Here is a 19633-nt window from a genome sequence, read left to right on the forward strand (position 1 = left end):
TTGTACTAAAAGATTATAGACGAAAAAACAGGAAGCAACACCCAATCCCAAGGGGATGACATAATGGACACGCCGGGCATTTCACGGAAAAACGATCATGTCGCCCATTAGGGGTTTATCGTCGGTTTTTTTTGCAATCGTCTATAATCATTTCATCCCTACGGGATTCATAGCGCTTTAATTGAATAGTAATAAATTCATCGTTAGGAATTTCAAAATAAAATCACAATTGATGAACCTTCTCAGTATATCTATATTGCCTTAATGCTGATAAAGACCATCCCAGCCAGTTTCCTCAAAACCCAACGACGAATCTGTCTTGGCAACCAACCAATTATCATCGCCCACCGACCGTATCGAATTTGCAGCCATTGTTCTTCGATATGTGTCAAGCGCACGAAACGTTTATCGAATACAGTGCAAATCTCACGGTAACTTCTGTACCAGGTCCACCGGTCTAACCATTGACAAAAATCCCGACTCCATTGCAGTATGGATTTATCACCTTTGAAATAACCCATTCCAAGCGCTCTCAGGAATGCCGCGTAGTAAATCCTGCCCTTTGAACTTTTGGGAAACCAATGCAGGAAAGGTATTCCGCAATGACCTTCTCTACAGCAACTCTTGTCAGGAAACATGCTCAGAACCTGGCCGCCAGGCTTTAGCACGCGATAAATTTCAGTAAGTACACTGTCAATATCCTCAACATGCTCCATAACCTGATTATTGACTACATAATCAAAACTCTCATCCGGAAATGGAATTACTCCATGCTCCATGTGCTTGATTACCCCCCCAAGCAACTCGGGTTGAACGCGACTTGAATAATCCCCCCCCGTATAAAAAACATCGCACCCCCTGGCGTCAATCCCCTTATTTCTTAACGCCGTTACAATCTGGCCAGCCCCACAACCATAATCGAGTACAGTTATTGAGGCAGACATTCCGGCCGCCAATTTACAAATATAATATGCAAAAAACTCGTAGTTATTCATTACAACCTCGATTACATCCGGGTAAACACAAATTCATTACATGCTTTTCCACCTGCACAAGTCTTTAACTTTTCCAAAACAAACCCTCTTTCCCGGTAAAAGCTAAAAATCTCTTCTGGCTTTGCTACTTCAAACGGATAACCGCCTAACCAATCTGCGTATTAGACATACCCATTTTTTTACTCGTGGTATACCTTAACAGCGGATTTTTGCCATTTAAAATATTTACAGCTACACTACCGAAAACAAAATAAGGAATAAAGATGGCCGACTTCCCCAATATTGGTGAGCGAAATGACGTGGGGCGAGAACCCAGGCCCCAGCCGCTCAAGAACTTTCAGCAGCATTGTTTCTGCGCCACCAGTAGAAAGGCCGGTGATAATGAACGTAATCTTCATCGTTATCTCAGAATAAGGTACCATCGACCAAACCATGTATCCGAACCAAAGCCACCTTTCCTGCCTTCGTTTATTAGGAGCGCGAACAACAATAGAAACCATACTATGGCAGTAATTTTCCCCCGCTCTCTTTTTAAGTTCAACCCAAGGAGAATCGCTACAAGAGCATTTGCAATGTACATCAGCCGCCCTGCTGCCGCATGAATGAGGGTCATACATATTGCAAATGTGCAAAAAATCAAGGAAAACCGAAACCAAAACTCTTGTTGATCATCGGAACTTTTATTTTTTAAAAGAAAAAAAATCAACCCATTCTGCAAAACAGTAGCTGCATAGAAAAAAACATTGACCTTTCCTTTTAATTCATAAGATTCCGATCTTCGCCCAAAATCAATGCTACCCATTATACGGTTAAGATAAAAAACATATAGCCCGACAGCAAGAAGGATAGCAATCAAGCGAATATTTGACCTCCTGGCAACAACGGCTGCAATAGCACACGGAATAACGAAAATAAAGGAGGTGTGAATTGTTGAAGCCACTACAGCCCCTAAAAAAGGACTTAAGCCTCCTGCAACCATCATTAAAAAAACCGACAAAGCAAATCCTTGCCTTATCTGGTTGTAATACATCTGCGTAGATAGCGTGGAATCTATGACAAAGGCAAAAAGAATGAATATCCATGCCCCTCGCGTCAATTTGTTGTTTGCGACAAGAAACATGAGCGAACTAAAAAAAATAGTGATCCTTAACGAGGTTTCAGCACCGAAAATCTCCCCCATAAACGAGGCATATGTTGACCACAAAGGCTCCTCCAGCACATAGGACCACCAGTCCGTCAAAATCGTAAAATTTGTTCCTTCAAAATATTTGATGTAACTTAGATCATCAGGGGCTGTATAAAGTGTACGCCTCGCCAGAATCAAAGATACGCCGACAAAAAAGACCATCGCCAGCCATGTTGTTTGCCTCAAACCAAATAAATCCAGACGTGATGGACCGGGGTTAGCACTTTGATGATAATTTGTAGGCTTTTTAAACATAGCTATTCCAAAAAGATGAATTGATATTGACACATGATTTTCTGAATTAAAAATGGAGTACCCCCACCCGTGGTTGTGGGTCTCCGATTTACCACTCCCCAAGTTACCGATCACTTTGGCCAATCGCACATCGATTTTTCGTGCAATGCGCTCGTTGTTCAACACCTCCAGAAACCGCGCCCAGTTTGCGCCAAATTCAAATCTCTTGCCATTCTAAACTTCTGAACCATGTACATCAACCATCAATCCATTCTCCCTTTCTCTGTACACGAGTGAACACAAACTGATTGCATCCCAATCCACCGGCGCCGGTTTGCAGTTGATCCAGACGAAACCCCCTATCTCGATAGAAATTAAAAATTTCTTCAGGCTTTGCCACCTCAAACGGGTACCCACCAATCCAATCGATCATATCGTGCCAGTAGCTCATGCCCCTTAAACTGCGTTCCGAGTAGCGAGTAACATTGTCAAAATAAACCCACGGCTTACATTTCAAGATGGCCAGGGTCAAGAACTTCAGTTCGCGCGGCCCCATGATCAGAATGGCATATGGCAATTTGAGGGGACGAGGCAGCGCATTGTATATTCGCTTCAGCATTCGCCACCGCCGACTCCATCCGCCCTGGTCGTTATAAATCGCAATGAACAATTCCCCCCCCCCCCAGTAACCAGCGATGCCACATTGCCCAGTGCTTCCCACATTGCGCCAGTATGGTGTAAAACACCCCATGAATAAACGACGTCGAATGTTCCCAATGAACTCAAATAATTTGTGTCTAAAGCAGAACCTTCTCCAATTGTCCAGTTGCTATCATTAGGGAAATAACGCCGTTTCAGCTCATGAGTACAGGCTACAGATTGCGGATCATAATCAAAAGAATGAACATGAGCACCCAAACGCCGTGCTGCCAGACTGAATAATCCACTACCTGAACCAATATCCAGGAATGATTTTCCTTCCAAATCTTCAACATTCAACATAATTTTTAATGATCTTTTCGCTTCGAGAATTCTATCTTCATTTATGCAAGCAAAAAAATGCCGCCAGTTCTTGCCAAACTCAAAACGTTCCCCCTTTTTTATTTCCATCGAGTGATCATCCATACCTTCTATTCTCCTTTTACACAACCAGCCAATAACTCTTCCCACATGCCCATGATCTTTTCCATTCCGAATCTCTCAAGAACTTCTGGCGCCCTCGATGCCAGACGTTTATACAATGCCTCATCCGTCATCAATTGACCCATGGCTGCTGCCATTGCATTTACATCTTCCGGTGGTACTAACAAACCATCTATACCATCACGGATAATTTCCCGAGGCCCGGAAGGACAAGCAAAACTTACTACGGGTAGTCCACAGGCCATGGCCTCAAGTAAGGCATTAGGAAACCCCTCGTAACGGGAAGATAAAACAAACATATTCGCTTGACGTAAAAGCTGCATAGGATTATTTACTCGTCCAGGCAAAGAAACAAGCCCTGCAATCCCCAACTCATTGGCAAGTTGTATCAAGGTATCCCGATCTTTCCCGTCACCAAAAATAAAAAGATGCCAATTGTGATGGGACTGTGCTATCCTGGCAAAGGCATGTAAAAGCAAGTCAAAACCCTTTTGCGCAGTTAACCTGCCCATTGCAACTATGATTTGCTTAGACTTCGCATTTCCCCCAAAAGCAGTATCTGATTGTTCGAGATTTGTTTTTTCATTTACGTTACTAATTGGGTTAGGTATTACAAACGTAGTCCCCTTTTTAACAATTTCTTCTATCCATTGTCTTGCCTTGTTAGACTGAACAACAATTGCATCTGCCCATGGATAGGTTGCATTGCGTAGCAAAGACCAGGTACGCCCACAATCATGGTAAGCGGGGTCTATCCTCTCTGAAATAATAACCTTCAAACCCAGTCCACGGGTCGCCAACAAGGTCATTATATTCATCCTGTCCACAAAACTAATCACAATATCAGGCTTTGACGATTTTATTGCACGACGTAATTTTATAAGACGAATTATATTATTCCTTATAGCTGCAAACGGATTGCTAGATTCACCCATCCGCCCCAGTGCAACACGTTTTACATCAAGGCGAAGTTTGTAAAAATCAGAGGCAGTAGAATCAAGCGTAATGAGTGAAATCTCCCAATTTTTTTGGGCCCAATAATTAGCCATTGTTGATATAACACGCTCTGCACCGCCGGAAGATAAAGAAGAAATAACAAGGGTTATACGCATGGTTTGTTAGCTATAGATACTATATTTTCGTTGCTACCATGAATGCCCATAAAACAAAGAAGTATCTTGAAAAGAACCTGGGCCTGGGCCTTCCCCTTCCAGTTAAGCGTTGACCAAGTAATAAAAGGCCGCTCAAACACCTCTTCTACTTTAAAATATTTGGCAAGAAGTGTTTGTACCTAAATCCTGCAAACGATTTTCGCAATGCGAAAATCAGTATTTTCCACTACCAAGATTGGCAAAAAGCGATAACAGATATCCGTTTTTTAGCAATTGTGGTAGCGCTATTGTACTACTTTAAACAAAAAGACATGGGAAATTGTCGGAAACGTGCTCTCTGATGCAATGAAAATCAAGATAGGGATGTACTGTCTCCATCTGCGGTATACTTACCACTCTCAAAAGACTAAAAAAACGAAATACAACGTCGGTTTTCTACTGAAAAACTACATCCAGTGACATGCGTTCCCACTTTTCCCATTCCTCCTGATGGAGAAATTTCTCCGGCAATTTTAATGTCATCTGCCGGCTTCTCTCCACCAGTTTCCCTGCCACACGGATTAACCACAGTCTCATCGTCTTTACTTCCCACTGTTGTATCACTCCACCACTGAGCAATCCCATCCACTTCAAAAGATTATACGCTAACACCGCACACTGAAATAGCGCAGCATTGGCCAAAAATTCACCCGTACGTATGTGCCCCGCATTCATCTGTCCTTTACTCTCTTCTATCAAAGTCTCGCAGGTAGCCCTCTTTCCATAACAACGATGCGCTTCCATCGGACTTAACCGCTCCGTTGTAACGTAACAAAAATACTCATACACGGACACTTCTACTAATTTCTTTTCTCTTTTGACCAATTGCCGCACTGCCACAAAACGTCTCGCACGATCCCACCCTGCACATCGATACCAAAATTCAGCCTGTTCCCATCCTGGCTCCCCTTTCACCTCATTCCATTTCTGCCCTTCAAGCAATCCTTCCAGATTCTTCAGCTTTACCTTAATCAGATATCCCGCCAATATTGACTCAAGGTATTCAAGTAATTCTCCGGTAAAAAAACCGCTGTCTCCCCGAAATACCACCCTTACCCCCTTATTCATGTACGCCATACATTCCTTCATGAACTCTACTACTCCGTTACTCGTGTAGGCGCTTCCACAGCGGAACCAACTATGTAATACCTCCTTTGTTTCTGCAATAAATGCCATTAAGGGATGATACGCCTTCTGCCCCTTCTTGTGCGGATTATATCCTACCTCTGCACCCTCCTGTTTCCCATATACACCATCTACGGTAGAATCAACATCTATCCATACTTCGCAAAGAGCACTCCTGAGTTTATGGCCTGATCTCACCGCACGCTTCCATATCTTTCCCCTAAACCGGTGGATCACCCCCGTCAGTTCCACTATATCTCCCTGACTCGCCAGCTTCATAATACGTCCTATCGTAGTATCTACAGGTACCTCTTTCCACCCGGACATCTTCTTCAATACCTCATCTGTACACACCTTCATCACCTCTACCATCGATGTCGCCCCTGCTATCAACCCTATCACTACCATTTGTACCGCATCGACAAACTGATACCGGGCATTTGCTCCACGATCCTTATGGACCGCTTCATGGACTCTCTCCCGGAACATCAGCTTACCCATAAAATTCAATACCGGTAAAAGCCCTGCATGTACCGTTAAGCCTTTCCCGCTCATCTCTGCCTTGATTTTCGGTTGTCTTTTGCTGTATTTTTTTGCTATATTCTTCATCGAAATGGTGAATCTCCTTTCAGGTGTTTTTTGTTATCAATATACCGCCGAATACCTTGGAAATCCTACCATTTCAATCCTATTCCTGCAACAAGGCTTTGCCTTGTTTGCAGGATTTAGGTTGTATTCTATTTGAGTCAAAAGTTTGAATATGCCCCCACCGGTGGAAGTGCTTCGCGCAGTTAGGACAAACCGCCCGTTGTTCACTTATTTTTTCACGTGCAGGAACCGTTCCTATGATCTGACCACCAGGCATTAAAATGCGTGATATTTCACTTAAGGTGTTTTCAATTGCTTCATCAGTAAGATGCTCAATTACTTCAGATATTACCACAGCGTCAAAAAGCAGATTGTTGAAGGGAGTTTCCTGGCTATAGCCAACCTTGGCCTTTTCACCCATTCCAAAAACGTTGACGAAGAAGTACAACTGATTTTTCGCTTGGATCCAGGGAGTATACATCAAGCCCCAGACTTATCGCTGCCTGCTCAAAAATTCCAGCTCAAATACCAATGTTTAACACCCTTTTTTTAGGCTTCACTTTCTTTGCCAAAAAAGTTAGACACGCTATGCTACCAGAGAAACTTTCTGGCGCTTCATTTTGATAGTAATCCCAAATCACATCCTGGTTCATTGGTATCCTTTCATTACAAGCCCTTGTCCAATCGATAGGCAAACAACTTTTTCGGGTTTATCAGAGAAAAATGAATCCATAACTTTTTTTGCACCAGGACAAGATGTAAAACCCGAAGTAGTAGAATTAAGCATAACCAGGGTAATTTGCCAACATCGCCCTGACCAATAGTTGGTCATAATAGACATTACCCGTTCGGCACCGTCGCTGCTTATAGAGTGGATGAATAATAGGAGTCTCCTTGTTTATCCAAAGACACTAAATACTTCAGAAAGTCTTTTTGCAACGACCTCTGTGCTAAAGTTATTTATCACAACATCGCGGCCCCGCATTCCCATTTCGCGCCCGGCCATTCGATTCTCGTGCAAATACACAAGGGAATCGAACCAGTCGTCCTGTGATGTGACGCCAAACCCCACATTACCTTTTCCGAGAACCTCGGCGTTCATGCCTACAGGGGAAACAACGACAGGAATTCCACACGCCATGTACTGAAGCATCTTGAAACTACACTTACCACGGGTCCATTCATTATCTGGCATAGGCATAATGCCGACATCCATCTTTTGGATAGCGTCAACTTCACCGGCTTCTGACCAAGGGATGTACCGAATGCGATTTTGTAGCACTTCCGTAAGTATCGGGTAACCGTCAGAAACAACAAGAAGCACCGCATTATCAACCCGCTTGAAAAAAGCGCTTAATACAAAAGAAATACCCTCAAGATAAGGCAGATTACCCCTGGTTCCAATCCATCCGATTACGAACTCGCCTTCATCTATCGATTCTATGGGAAAGAACCTTTCAACATCAACCGCTGTAGGCACTATGATCACATTCTTATTGAACGAGGAAAACCAATCGGCAATGTACTGGTTTCCTGCAAGCACCGCGCTTGCATGAGCAGCAATTCTTGAGGTGCTTCGGGCCGCAGCCCCTGCACGGGTCAACCATATGGCATCATCAACATCAAAGACCAACGGTGAGCCAAGCATTCGTTCCAGCGTTAAATACCCAGGCAGCAACTCCCTTTGCAGCCATGTAGCATGATGCCATCTAGTCTGATATACGGCGGGGGTTCTCATAGCAATCTTCATCCCTTGCCAGGTTGCAACTATCGGGAAGCGTGCGAATCTCGGCCATTGACCGATATCGAACGGCACTCCTTTATAGACATTGATTTCTGGAAAATATTCTGAAACATTTATCCCGAGCTTTTGCAATTTCTGGATATTTTGACGAACTCTAAATCTTGCCCCCGGGATAAAACGGCCTTGAGTTAGCGCGGCGACACGAATCATGGATTAACCCTCGCCCAGATAGTCATGCGTCCGGTCTGACCAAATACACTTAAAAACCAAGCCAGCGGATATAGCGCATATGACCACCTGCCAGCCCGTTCTGGAAAGCTGATAAGTTTTTGCCCCAGCCCGGCATAGCCCTTGCCTCGCAGCAGGTAACCGGTGCTGGCGATCAGGTTGCTCAACACTCGATGGTGGTGAATCTTCTCCATTGTCCAGCCGCCGGCCTGCAGAACCCGCCCCAGGGTTTCGGGTGTGAAATGATGAAGATGGTTGGGCAATTGCAGTGCATACCATTTCTCTTTGAACAGGCGAAACTCCAGCGATGCTGAGTTTGGCACGGATAGCACCAGCCATGCACCGGGCTTGGTCCATTCGCGTAGTTTCTTAAGGCCGCCGATGGGGTCGTGGAGGTGCTCCAGTACCATCCAGCCCACGACAAGGTCAAAAGGCTCATCAGGCTTCGGGGCAGTTTCCAGTGGCCCGGCATGAACGTGGTAGCCGTGCTGGGCTGCGGCCTGAGCAGCCTTCTCGGAAAACTCGATGCCCTCCACTTGCCAGCCTTGTCCCGCCATGTGGTGTAGGAACACGCCGGACGCACAGCCCACTTCCAGAAGTCGACCAGGGGCTAGTGGCGGCAAGGAGGCAACGTTGAAGTTGAAAAACCATTTGACCAAGGGCCTGAGCAACTTCTTGATGCTGGAAGCCTGCTTGGGCTTAGCCTGCTGCACCCGTGTGCCCAGGTAAGGGCCGTAGTCATCTGGGTAATAGAAGCCGATGCTGTCTGGACTTGGACGGGGGTTGGTGCGCATTAGGCCGCATTCAAAGCATTTGACGACGGCGAATTCACCGGGAAGGTCGTGAAGCAGGTCGCGCCCAATGAGAACGATATTGTCGTTCCTCGGACAGCCCAAGGGGCAGGAGACATTCTCTATACAAGTCGAATCAATCATTTTATAGCCTCACAAGCCCAGCCAAATGGTTCATCCTTCTTTTTATCGAACCTATCAAGCCACAAGAACATCACTTGCAGCAAGCGCATAATTCCTATCGCAACAATTTTGATAGGGAAAAGTGCAATTCCAATGACGTTTGGATTGTTGCTGCGAAGCCCTGTTGGCGGGAAAATTGTCAAACCCCGCGGTAACTCGTATGCCCAACGTACCCAAAGACCTCCAAAATTGGTGATCTTGATTTCCTGGAATCCAGCGTGCTTGCAGATGGATTCAAGCCCATAGGAAGTATATCTAAAAAAGTCATATGGGGTCTGATGTTCAGGATGAGCCATCGGTACCGTCATATATAGCTTTCCACTTGGCCTAAGGACGCGATACATTTCCTTGACGCTTTCCTGTGGCCATTCAAGATGTTCAAGCACTTGAGTACACAGCACCGCATCGAAGCTATCATCCTTGATAGGCATTTCATGTAAGGGAGCAACATAATCAAGATTGGCATAATTCCAACGGCTCTCCCCCACGGCTAAATCAATCGCTTTATAGTTGCAATGAGAAAAGAGTTTTTTGTAAACACCTTCACCTGCTCCAGCATCCAATATAGAAGCGCCCTTTGGCAGACTCTTTGCTACGCTCTCTACGAAACGAGTCACATACCATCTACCTATATCCTGTATTTTACTTCTCGTTGAGAAGTCTTCATTCACAAGCATCAGCATTATCCTAATAATACGAAGGCAAATTATTTAAAGGGGCACACCCAAGCACCCCAATTGATTGCATTGAGCACGATGTGGCTGTGGCATTGGTTATACATACGTCATTGTCATTACATGCTGGCGGTTTTTTCCGTAGGCTCCTATCGGGAGGGAGACTTGATACGGGTTTCCCGAATACGCCTATGATAATAATCAATCAGTGCATGGATATTCTCGGATAACAAGTAGGGTACAGCCTCACGGACGATTTCCTCAGGCCAGTCCCACCATGCCATCTCAATTAACTCGGCAATTATTTCTTCAGGGAAACGAAATCGAATATGTCTAGCTGGGTTGCCGCCAACAATTGAGTAAGGCGCAACATCTTTTGTTACCAGGGCCTTTGCCCCAATCACAACACCATTGCCAATAGTAACCCCTGATAAAATTAACGCTTCCCGTCCAATCCAAACATCATTTCCAATAATAACATCACCTTTAGTGATAGGATGAGCTTTAATGGCCAACCATTCTCTGTAATATAGATTTAGTGGTGATGTAGTAGCCAAATCAGACCTATGCTCACCCCCGAGCATAATAACAACGTCGTCAGCAATAGAGGTATATTTCCCTATACTTAGGGATGCGCCGCTCCCAGGAAATAGTATTCTTGGTTTTCCATAACTCTTGTCTCCGATATTGAACCCAGCCAAATCTGGGTTTTCTTTCATCAGAAAGCGGTAAGGTCCCGGGCGCGAAAACCATTTTGTGCGTATACGCCACACCAATCTCTTAAACATATTTTTTCTCAGAAATTTTCTTGGTCATCAAAGCCCACGATATTAAGAAATAAATACTTACACCCATGGCCAAGCCAAGAGCGCCCATAACATAAAACATTAGAATCTTTATTACCACGCCCAGCGAATAGGCAACCATACCTACTGCTGTTGGTGATTTAGTATCACCCAGTGAATAAAACATGGATGTCATTATCATACCCAGATTGCCAATTGCGAATTGCCCGGACATCAATAACATCATCAACCATAACAATTTCAAGTTCTGATTGGATAATTTGCCATATCCAGCTAATAGAGCGAGTAGGGGTTGACCGAACAGACCTAAAATCAATAGACCGGCGAGGCTGAACGCACCCACTTGCAGCAATTTCCGGTGATATATCCTCCGAAAGCCTGCCTTGTCCCCCGCCTTGTCGAGCCGACTGAGTGCTGGCACCAAGGGCGTCGAGATCGCCTTGTTGATAACTTGGCTGACAGCACCATAAATCTGTTGAGCGAGGTAATATAATGACAGGCTACCACTACCGGCAGAGGAAAGCAAAAAGCGGTCAACCAAGGGATCCGTCTTGTAGTAAGCCGTGCCCAGAAGTAGGGGTTTGATGCGCCGCCAGGCTTCTCTGATGGCCGGGCTTTTCAAGTCTGGACGAACCGGGCTACCCATACCGGGGGCGAGTAGCAAGGTTTGCAGTCCCATGCGCAGGGTGCTTATCCATGCAGCCGCAATCACACCGAAACGGGGAAGCGCCCAAACCAATAGCAGCAAGGCAAAGACACTTGCCAAAATCGGAGTAAATTCGGCCCACAAAAACTGCTGTCGTGCATGGTAAGCGGCCCATTGCACACCATTTATAGCAGTAAAGACCATGCCAACGAGTTGGATGCGGGTAAGCTCTACAGTCAATGCCTGCCCCGCTTCATCGAAGCCTGGCACGGTGAGCGGTACCCACCACGGGGCTGCCGCATAAAGCAGAAAGGCCAACAGCCCGAACAAACCTCCGATAAGAGCAAGAAATCCCCATGCGTCATGCCGAATACGATCTTCGCTTTCTCCCGAAAGAAGCGGCACCAGTACATGCATAAGTGAACCACTGATAACCGCAAGGACAAGCTGCGGCATCGCCATGCCGGCAAACAGGGCATCTGTGTAAGCACCAGGCCCCAGTTGCGTAAGCACATACCATTGAAAGAAAAACGAAAGACCAATGTTGGTGGCTGAAAGTATGCCGAGTTGAATAAATAGTTTCACGGTTTACATAACCTGAATTTGTTCATTAAAGATAGTCAGCACACTAATTGTTGATACAATAAGCACTAGAAGTATTTGTAGAAGTACGTGAGGGTCTCATCTTAAATGTTAAGCAAATGTCCACGGTGACAAATAATATCCAAAATATGAAATAACAAATCCCAAATAAATCACAAAATCCAATTTTCAAAATTCCAATTTAATAATTAATAATTACTCATCGCAAAAAAGTTTTGCCACGAAGGCGCAAATAGTTTTCTTACCACAGATGAACCCCGTACGATAACCTTCGGTTCCCCACAGGGCAGGCACGAATGGATACGAATAAGCGCAACTATCAGTGCTTGTGTCAGTGTTCAGTGTTAGACAATAAGTTTTGAGTTGCTGTTTTAGCATTAATAAGGTTCGTCTTTAAATTAACTGTGGGTATTTCTACGCATAAATAAGTCTTCCTTTTGGTTCTGGTATTTCTCTACCAAGGCTCTTTGCCGTTTCTATCCATTCTGAAATCGCAATCTTCACATTCCATATAGCATCTTCATATGATACACCATCTGACATACAACCAGGTAACTCAGGAACTTATACAATATATAAATTATCTACGTCACTCCAATATATTATCATTTCATATTTATACATCATCAACCTCCTTATTAAGTTTATATTTTAGTATCAGGTTTCTTATCTGTTTTACTTGATATGCTTTAGCTTTTCCATAAAGTCAGCTTTCTTAAATCTTCAAATCTTATATTTTTATCCGATAATCCAGAAAGAATTTTATCAAGTACCTTTTTTTTATTCATTTCATATTTTTATACAAAGATGAAAACCAATAAAACCAGCCGCACCGGTAACCAATATCTTTCTCATATATTAATATTCCCTTTTATAACCGCCACAGGCGTACAGGGAGCATTCCCGATTTTTTGTAAAAATGTCATTAGCAGGGGGGGAATAGTAACACAAGCATCCAGCTTGAGGGTAAAATACCACAAGCAGGGATGCTTGTGGTACAATGTACAATTAGTTAACCAAAAATCGGGAATGCTCCTGTTCAAACTATGTCCCCCGCTGGCGGGGGTGCAGGGGGTGGACTGGATTTCTCCACCGATTCAACTACTCCTTTATTATGAAAGCAAATTTGCCCCTCTTTCCCATGCTCCGCAGACAATTCCACCCCCTTAATCCCCCGCCAGCGGGGGACAGGCTTGCCACATCCCTTGCAGCTTTCATGCACTTGTGGTGTTGATCCGGGTGCATTCCCGGTTTTTTGTGACTTCTGCCATGTTTTTAATGAAACGTACAGTAGTATTAACCCCTGGCAGCGTTGTTTTGCCCCAATCACACAAACGGTTACAAAAAATCGGGAATGCTCCTGGCGTACACCATTTTTTCTTAGGGTTTCGGAATTGTGGGATTAATGGGGTCAAGTCTTGTCAGGTCGTCCGAGAATGCAATCGTAATCTTTAATGTATACTATATGTTGTCTAATATTAATATGATTGATCAATATGTAGTATAGTATTTGGTACTCAAGGCAATTCGCGGACAACCTGTTGTTTCTTGACATTCCCCTTTTTGGAAAACAGAGACTCTTCCCATCTTCCTAACCCCTTCCAGATGCCCTTACATAATATGCCTCAAGATCCTTAAACCTTCAAATTCCGTATTTACTAATTGGTGTAAGTCAATAAAGTTATACTTTGTACTACAATCCATCAACTTCTTGTTTTTTATGCTCGTTTTTCAAGCTGCACAAACGTAAGGCATTAATTAAATGATGCCTACGTAAAGTTTGGAGTATTGAGTTTTTGTCATTTGAAATTGTTTTGTATTTAGATATTCGTATTTCGAATTTGGTTGCGGCCAAAGGCCGCGCCAAGATATTCCCTGTACCACCCCACAAACCTCTTAATCCCTTCTTCTATTGGAGTAGACGGTTTAAAATCAACATCTCGTACTAAATCGTCAATATCGGCATATGTTGCAGGAACGTCGCCTTGTTGCAGAGGTAAAAGATTTTTTACCGCCTTTTTACCAAGATAATCTTCAAGAACTTCAATAAAATGCATAAGCTCAACGGGATTATTATTTCCTATGTTATAAAGCTTATATGGCGCATAGCTCGTAGCAGCATCTGGTTTATCGCCATTCCATTCAGGATTTGGTTCCGGAGTTTTATCCATCACCCTGACTACACCCTCAATAATGTCTTCTATATAGGTAAAATCCCTCTGCATCTTTCCATGATTAAACACATCTATTGGCCTTCCCTCTAATATTGCCTTTGTAAAGAGAAACAATGCCATGTCTGGCCTTCCCCATGGACCATATACAGTAAAGAATCTGAGCCCAGTACATGGAATCTTATACAGGCTTGAATAGGTATGAGCCATGAGTTCATTGGCTTTTTTAGTGGCGGCATAAAGGGAAACGGGATGGTCAACGTTGTGATGGACGGAAAAGGGCATTTTTGTATTGGCTCCGTAAACAGAACTTGAAGAGGCATAGACAAGATGTTTCACTTTATTATGCCTGCATCCTTCGAGGATATTCATAAATCCGTTGATATTGCTGTCTATGTAGGCATAAGGATTTGTCAAAGAATACCTCACCCCCGCCTGGGCAGCAAGATTTACAACGATGTCAAATTTCTGGTTTGAAAAGAGCTTTGTGATTGCTTCTCTCTGTGCAATGTCCCCTTTTATAAACTTAAAATTTGTATGTCCTTCAAGCTGTTTCAAACGGGCATATTTAAGATTTACGTCGTAGTAATCATTGAGGTTATCTAATCCAATTACATCCTCTCCAAGTGCAATTAATCTTTTGGATAAGTGAAAACCAATAAAACCAGCCGCCCCTGTAACCAATATTTTTCTCATGTATCAATATTCTCCTTTATAACCGCCATAGCCGTACACCATCTCCACTCAGAAAAGGGGGGAAAGGAACATATTTGGGGCCAGACCTCGAATATAGAAAACAAAATTCAGCCCGCAATATCCAAAATATGAAATACCAAAACTCAAATAACAAATTTCAAATAATATTCAAAATCCAATTTTAATAATACAAGTTTTATTATTTTCACCTGCCAAAGTTATTTTTACTCAATATCTTTTATCAGTGCTTATTCGTACTACAATCCATCAACTTCTTGTTTTTTATGCTCGTTTTTCAAGCTGCACAAACGTAAGGCATTAATTAAATGATGCCTACGTAAAGTTTGGAGTATTGAGTTTTTGTCATTTGAAATTGTTTTGTATTTAGATATTCGTATTTCGAATTTGGTTGCGGCCAAAGGCCGCGCCAAGTATATCCGTGGCTAAATTTTACTACCCTTTTACGCTCTTTTTACCTTATCAGAATGATTCGTATGATTCTTAATTAAATTTCTCGTATCAACGATAAGTTTTGCATTTTTTAAGATAAATTCAGGGTCGTAATCCGAGTGCTCTGTTGCGATAAGAACGGCATCATATTTAGCAAGCGTCTCTGCATGTAAAGGAACGGAGCTATTATTAAATGTGTATTTCCTCATTTTCGGGAGAACCGGTATATACGGGTCGTTATAGTCAACATGTGCATTTTTCTCCACAAGAAGCTCCATGATCTTCAGCGAGGGTGATTCACGGGTATCGTCTATATCCTTTTTATATGAAAGCCCCAGTATTAAAATCTTTGCGCCCTTAATGCTTTTCCCTTTCTCATTAAGCGCCTCAACAGTCTTTTGAACCACATAATAGGGCATGTTGGTATTTATTTCCCCTGCAAGCTCTATAAACCGGGTGGAAAACTCATATTCCCTCGCCTTCCAGGTCAAATAAAAGGGATCGATAGGTATGCAATGTCCCCCAAGACCAGGGCCGGGATAAAATGCCTGAAATCCAAAGGGTTTTGTCTTTGCCGCCTCTATAACTTCCCAAACGTCAATCCCCATCCTATCAAAGAGCATCTTCAGTTCGTTCACCAGCGCTATGTTCACAGATCTATAGATATTCTCAAGTAGTTTTGTGGCCTCCGCAACTCTTGTTGAAGAAACCGGGACGGTCTTTACCACTACCGAATCATAAAGGGCTTGTGCAACGGTAAGACAATTATCCGTATAACCGCCAACCACTTTAGGGATTGTCCTTGTTGAAAAACCCTTATTATTCGGATCTTCCCGCTCCGGTGAAAACGCAAGATAAAAATCCTCACCAGCTTTTAACCCCGACTCCTCAAGTATGGGTCTCATGTCCTCATCCGTAGTCCCTGGATACGTAGTGGATTCAAGGACAATAAGCTGTCCCTTGCGAAGATTTCCGGCAATAGTCTTTGTTGTGTTAAAGACATATGACATATCAGGCTCACGGTATTTGTTCAGCGGCGTCGGAACACAGATGATGATACAGTCCATAGCTGATAACTTCGAGAAATCCGTGGTGGGGGTGAAACGCGATCCGGCGTCCGTGATACGTGAACTATCAATATGTTTGATATAGCTTTTGCCCTGACTCAGTAATTTTACCTTTTCAGGGTCAATGTCGAAGCCTGTCACCTGAAACCCTGCCTTGCAGAATTCAATGACCAGAGGCAATCCAACATAGCCGAGGCCGATAATGCCAATGTGTACTACTATCCATCAATTTCTTGTTTTTTATGCGTGTTTTTCATGCCGCCATTTCCGTAAGTGCTTTAATATCAAGGGCTGAAGCGGTCATCAGTGAACAAGAGAACTTCTGGCCTTTCTCCGTCAAAACATAGCGGTTGGCCCTCGGAACTTTGCGGATTAGACCGTGTGCCCGCAGCATCTTTATCCGTCGGGTCGTTCGTCCGGAATATTTCTTTTGCTGATCCTTGCCGGATTGTTCGGATTCCCGGTAAAGCCACTTACGCAAATCATGGTTGCGGAATCCATTTATCGCGTTTTCGCCTTTGGACAGGAACATCAGCATCTGGTAATCATCCTGCTGCCAGGGATTCAAACCTCGATACCTCTTGCCCTCTTTGACAACCTTGTTACAAGCGCTGCTCACCACTTCTTTCAGTTTCTCCTCTACCTGAGCCGCCGCCAAAGCATCCCCATAACGATCATTGCATTGTTGGCTCACCTCACACCGTCGATGAAGATCGCTTACGCCCTTACGCATCTTCTGCCATGACGCCGGTTTGCCTTCATCATCATTGGGACTCCGAAAGACCTTAAAGTCCCGCGTATTATTGATCGTTGTCTCAATACGCAAGAGACTACCGCTCTTGTTATACATCTTCACTGAATTATAATTCACACTGTGCTTGACCCGTATACCTTCATAGCGTCTTCGATAGTCGCTGATAACCTCATCAGGGGCAGCGCCTGCAAGGTTACGCCTACCCAAATACTTCATCACCGAAGAACTGTCGCAAACCCGCATCGCATGATGAACAAACGATGGAAACAACTCCTCCAATGCCTCAACCGATTTAAACATGATGTCCGTCGCCCACTCCGTCTCATCCGCAGACCAGTAATACTCCGGTTCCAACGGACGAAGAATCTGCGACAATGCCGGGCAACTGCCCAACGCAAGCCCGTTCAGCAGCTTCGCCCAGTCAGTCTTAAGCTGCTCATGGAGCAGAACCTGCGCAGCCGCAATATCCTCTATACGCACAAAACAGTTGCCGTCCTTAACATAATCAATACCTTGCTTCTGAAGTTGCCGCTCCAGCCAATGACGACCATTGAGACAAATGAAAATATTAAACGGCGCCCAACTCTGGATACGAACATGACCAAAACCAAACACTGGATCGTTAAAATAATGATACACAAAGACACACTTGCGGGGCGCCATTACCAACTCGAGCTTCTTGCTGGCCTTGTTGCCCTTGACCATCGGCGCAATACAAGGCTCTACCACACTCAACAGGCAGATGGAACCTTCCGTAATCCTCTTATCCGCCGCGATCTGGCGAGCCAACTTCTCCTTATCAACACCGCTGCTCATCAAATACCGCACCTCGATACCCAAATCTTTCGCCCGCGATTCACAACTGTCTCGCACCTGTGCCGTAAGCCCATTGACCCAACCGGAAAAATCCTTAAGCAGAATTCTCGCTTGGTTCATGAATGTTCCCATCCCACGCTCACTGGCCAACCACCGCAATGTCCCGCGAAAACGAATCCTGTCCAGACCGCTTATTGCACCCACGATCCTGTCTCGATATAATTCCATCAACTTATTCATAAGTAGTGTCCTCCAAATTGTCTGATTACTATTTACGAGGATACTACTATACTTTATAATAAACTAAAAATCACCTTTTTGGTTGCGGCCAAAGGCCGCGCTAGGCCTTCTTTGATTTAATTTTTTCGATTATACTGTAAGAGTTCATAAATATGGATTTCTATGGTTGAGTTTAACTTTTGTTGACATAAATAGTTATAGCATTTCTGGAATCATATTTTGTGAACCCCTTGAGTATAGTTCCAAAATGTTAAATACCAAAACTCAAATAGCAGCTAATTAAGAAATTCCAAACGACAAATAACAAATTTCGTAACACTTTAGTCTTTTGAAAAACCATCAAAGTAAAATCATGCTGCTCAGCAGTCATTCTGCATTCCTGCCCCTCAATTCCACCCCCTACACCCCCGCCAGCGGGGGACAGTTTGAGCAATCACACTCGTTCTCAAACTCCGGCTTAGGAACCAGCGTTTTTACTTTTTCAAAAGACTAAAGTGTTACCAAATTTCAAATAATTTCAAAGATCAAATTCCCGAAATCCAAAACAGTATTATTCTGATGATATACCAGTAATGTATAGGAAATTCAAAGTTGCCACTAAGACACCAAGGTTTTTCTTTGTGGCTTTGTGTCTTCGTGGCGAAAAAGTCGTCGAAGGCCTAATTTACAAGGACTTCGTCCCTCTCAGTTACATGAATAACTTATGTAACAAGTGAACGGATACAGCATAAATCTGGCAGTCGGCAATTTGCCGGGCGTCGAGTGCTACGGCATCTTGGAAAATTCCAGGGCTTTATGCCATACGCAGCCAAAAAGAGTTTAACCACAAAGGGCTTGGCGCGGCCTTTGGCTGAAACCAAATTCGAAATACGAATATCGAAATACGAAACAAATTCAAATGATAAAAAACGTAATACTTTAGTTTTTTGAAAAATTCCAATAATAACATTGTTTTGCCGCACGGTGTAGGGGCGAAGCATTTGCATGTCCGGGCATGAACGCATTTATGCCAGTTATTGCAAATGCTTCGCCCCTACGGTCTCAAAAAACTAAATTGTTACCCCAAAACCAAATACTCCAAACTAGTATAGAGTTTCATTAAAATATCTACATTGATACCGTCATTGCGAGCGACAGCGAAGCAATCTTACATCTTTTGGGAACAAGAGATTGCTTCGTCGCTCCACTCCTCGCAATGACATTTTTTTACGTACAAAGAATACAGGACACAAAGGGCACGTAGAGAAACTTACAAAAATCATGAATAATCAATTGATATACCAATATGGTTTAATAATTTAAGATTTATTGTAATTGGTTATCTGGCTATACGTTAGAAATA

The 19633-nt window shown here is 43.6% G+C and carries 14 protein-coding genes and 2 pseudogenes; all 16 read right to left on the reverse strand.

Annotated features, from left to right (window positions below):
- Positions 1-251: 251 nt before the first annotated feature.
- Positions 252-944 (reverse strand): class I SAM-dependent methyltransferase, encoded by a 693-nt coding sequence (locus tag KSMBR1_RS04445; protein ID WP_157820385.1) that lies wholly within the window; start codon positions 942-944, stop codon positions 252-254.
- A 287-nt stretch (positions 945-1231) separates the two neighbouring features.
- Positions 1232-1393, reverse strand: coding sequence for a hypothetical protein (locus KSMBR1_RS04455; RefSeq protein ID WP_197705333.1), 162 nt, complete (start codon positions 1391-1393; stop codon positions 1232-1234).
- A gap of 2 nt (positions 1394-1395) precedes the next feature.
- Positions 1396-2436 (reverse strand): EpsG family protein, encoded by a 1041-nt coding sequence (locus KSMBR1_RS04460; protein WP_099324251.1) that lies wholly within the window; start codon positions 2434-2436, stop codon positions 1396-1398.
- 235 nt (positions 2437-2671) lie between these two features.
- Positions 2672-3540, reverse strand: a pseudogene (locus KSMBR1_RS23165) (class I SAM-dependent methyltransferase).
- Positions 3541-3545: 5 nt separating this feature from the next.
- Positions 3546-4670 (reverse strand): glycosyltransferase family 4 protein, encoded by a 1125-nt coding sequence (locus KSMBR1_RS04470; RefSeq protein WP_099324252.1) that lies wholly within the window; start codon positions 4668-4670, stop codon positions 3546-3548.
- Between the two features lie 435 nt (positions 4671-5105).
- Positions 5106-6443: an IS1380-like element ISCku8 family transposase gene (locus KSMBR1_RS04475; protein WP_099323544.1), complete on the reverse strand. Its 1338-nt coding sequence runs from the start codon at positions 6441-6443 to the stop codon at positions 5106-5108.
- A 79-nt stretch (positions 6444-6522) separates the two neighbouring features.
- The gene (locus tag KSMBR1_RS04480) at positions 6523-6903 is read right to left on the reverse strand and encodes a class I SAM-dependent methyltransferase (RefSeq protein ID WP_099324253.1); all 381 of its coding nucleotides are present in this window, start codon (positions 6901-6903) and stop codon (positions 6523-6525) included.
- Between the two features lie 417 nt (positions 6904-7320).
- Positions 7321-8376, reverse strand: coding sequence for a glycosyltransferase (locus KSMBR1_RS04490; RefSeq protein ID WP_099324255.1), 1056 nt, complete (start codon positions 8374-8376; stop codon positions 7321-7323).
- Positions 8373-9329, reverse strand: a complete 957-nt coding sequence (locus tag KSMBR1_RS04495; RefSeq protein WP_099324256.1) for a class I SAM-dependent methyltransferase — start codon at positions 9327-9329, stop codon at positions 8373-8375. The genes KSMBR1_RS04490 and KSMBR1_RS04495 overlap by 4 nt, the downstream gene beginning before the upstream one ends.
- Positions 9326-10045 (reverse strand): class I SAM-dependent methyltransferase, encoded by a 720-nt coding sequence (locus KSMBR1_RS04500; RefSeq protein WP_099324257.1) that lies wholly within the window; start codon positions 10043-10045, stop codon positions 9326-9328. The genes KSMBR1_RS04495 and KSMBR1_RS04500 overlap by 4 nt, the downstream gene beginning before the upstream one ends.
- Positions 10046-10191: 146 nt before the next feature.
- Positions 10192-10761: a CatB-related O-acetyltransferase gene (locus KSMBR1_RS04505; RefSeq protein ID WP_099326974.1), complete on the reverse strand. Its 570-nt coding sequence runs from the start codon at positions 10759-10761 to the stop codon at positions 10192-10194.
- 61 nt (positions 10762-10822) lie between these two features.
- Complete coding sequence (locus KSMBR1_RS04510) at positions 10823-12079, reverse strand: lipid II flippase MurJ (protein WP_099324258.1); 1257 nt, start codon at positions 12077-12079, stop codon at positions 10823-10825.
- A gap of 432 nt (positions 12080-12511) precedes the next feature.
- Positions 12512-12724, reverse strand: a pseudogene (locus tag KSMBR1_RS23170) (type II toxin-antitoxin system HicB family antitoxin).
- A gap of 1193 nt (positions 12725-13917) precedes the next feature.
- Positions 13918-14964 (reverse strand): NAD-dependent epimerase, encoded by a 1047-nt coding sequence (locus tag KSMBR1_RS04525; protein WP_099324260.1) that lies wholly within the window; start codon positions 14962-14964, stop codon positions 13918-13920.
- A 461-nt stretch (positions 14965-15425) separates the two neighbouring features.
- Complete coding sequence (locus KSMBR1_RS04530) at positions 15426-16703, reverse strand: nucleotide sugar dehydrogenase (RefSeq protein ID WP_099324261.1); 1278 nt, start codon at positions 16701-16703, stop codon at positions 15426-15428.
- Between the two features lie 31 nt (positions 16704-16734).
- Entirely contained in the window at positions 16735-18291 is a 1557-nt protein-coding gene (locus KSMBR1_RS04535) for a hypothetical protein (RefSeq protein WP_099323647.1), read from the reverse strand.
- Positions 18292-19633 lie beyond the last annotated feature (1342 nt).

It is taken from the genome of Candidatus Kuenenia stuttgartiensis (genome assembly GCF_900232105.1).
GTDB classification, from domain to species: domain Bacteria; phylum Planctomycetota; class Brocadiia; order Brocadiales; family Brocadiaceae; genus Kuenenia; species Kuenenia stuttgartiensis_A.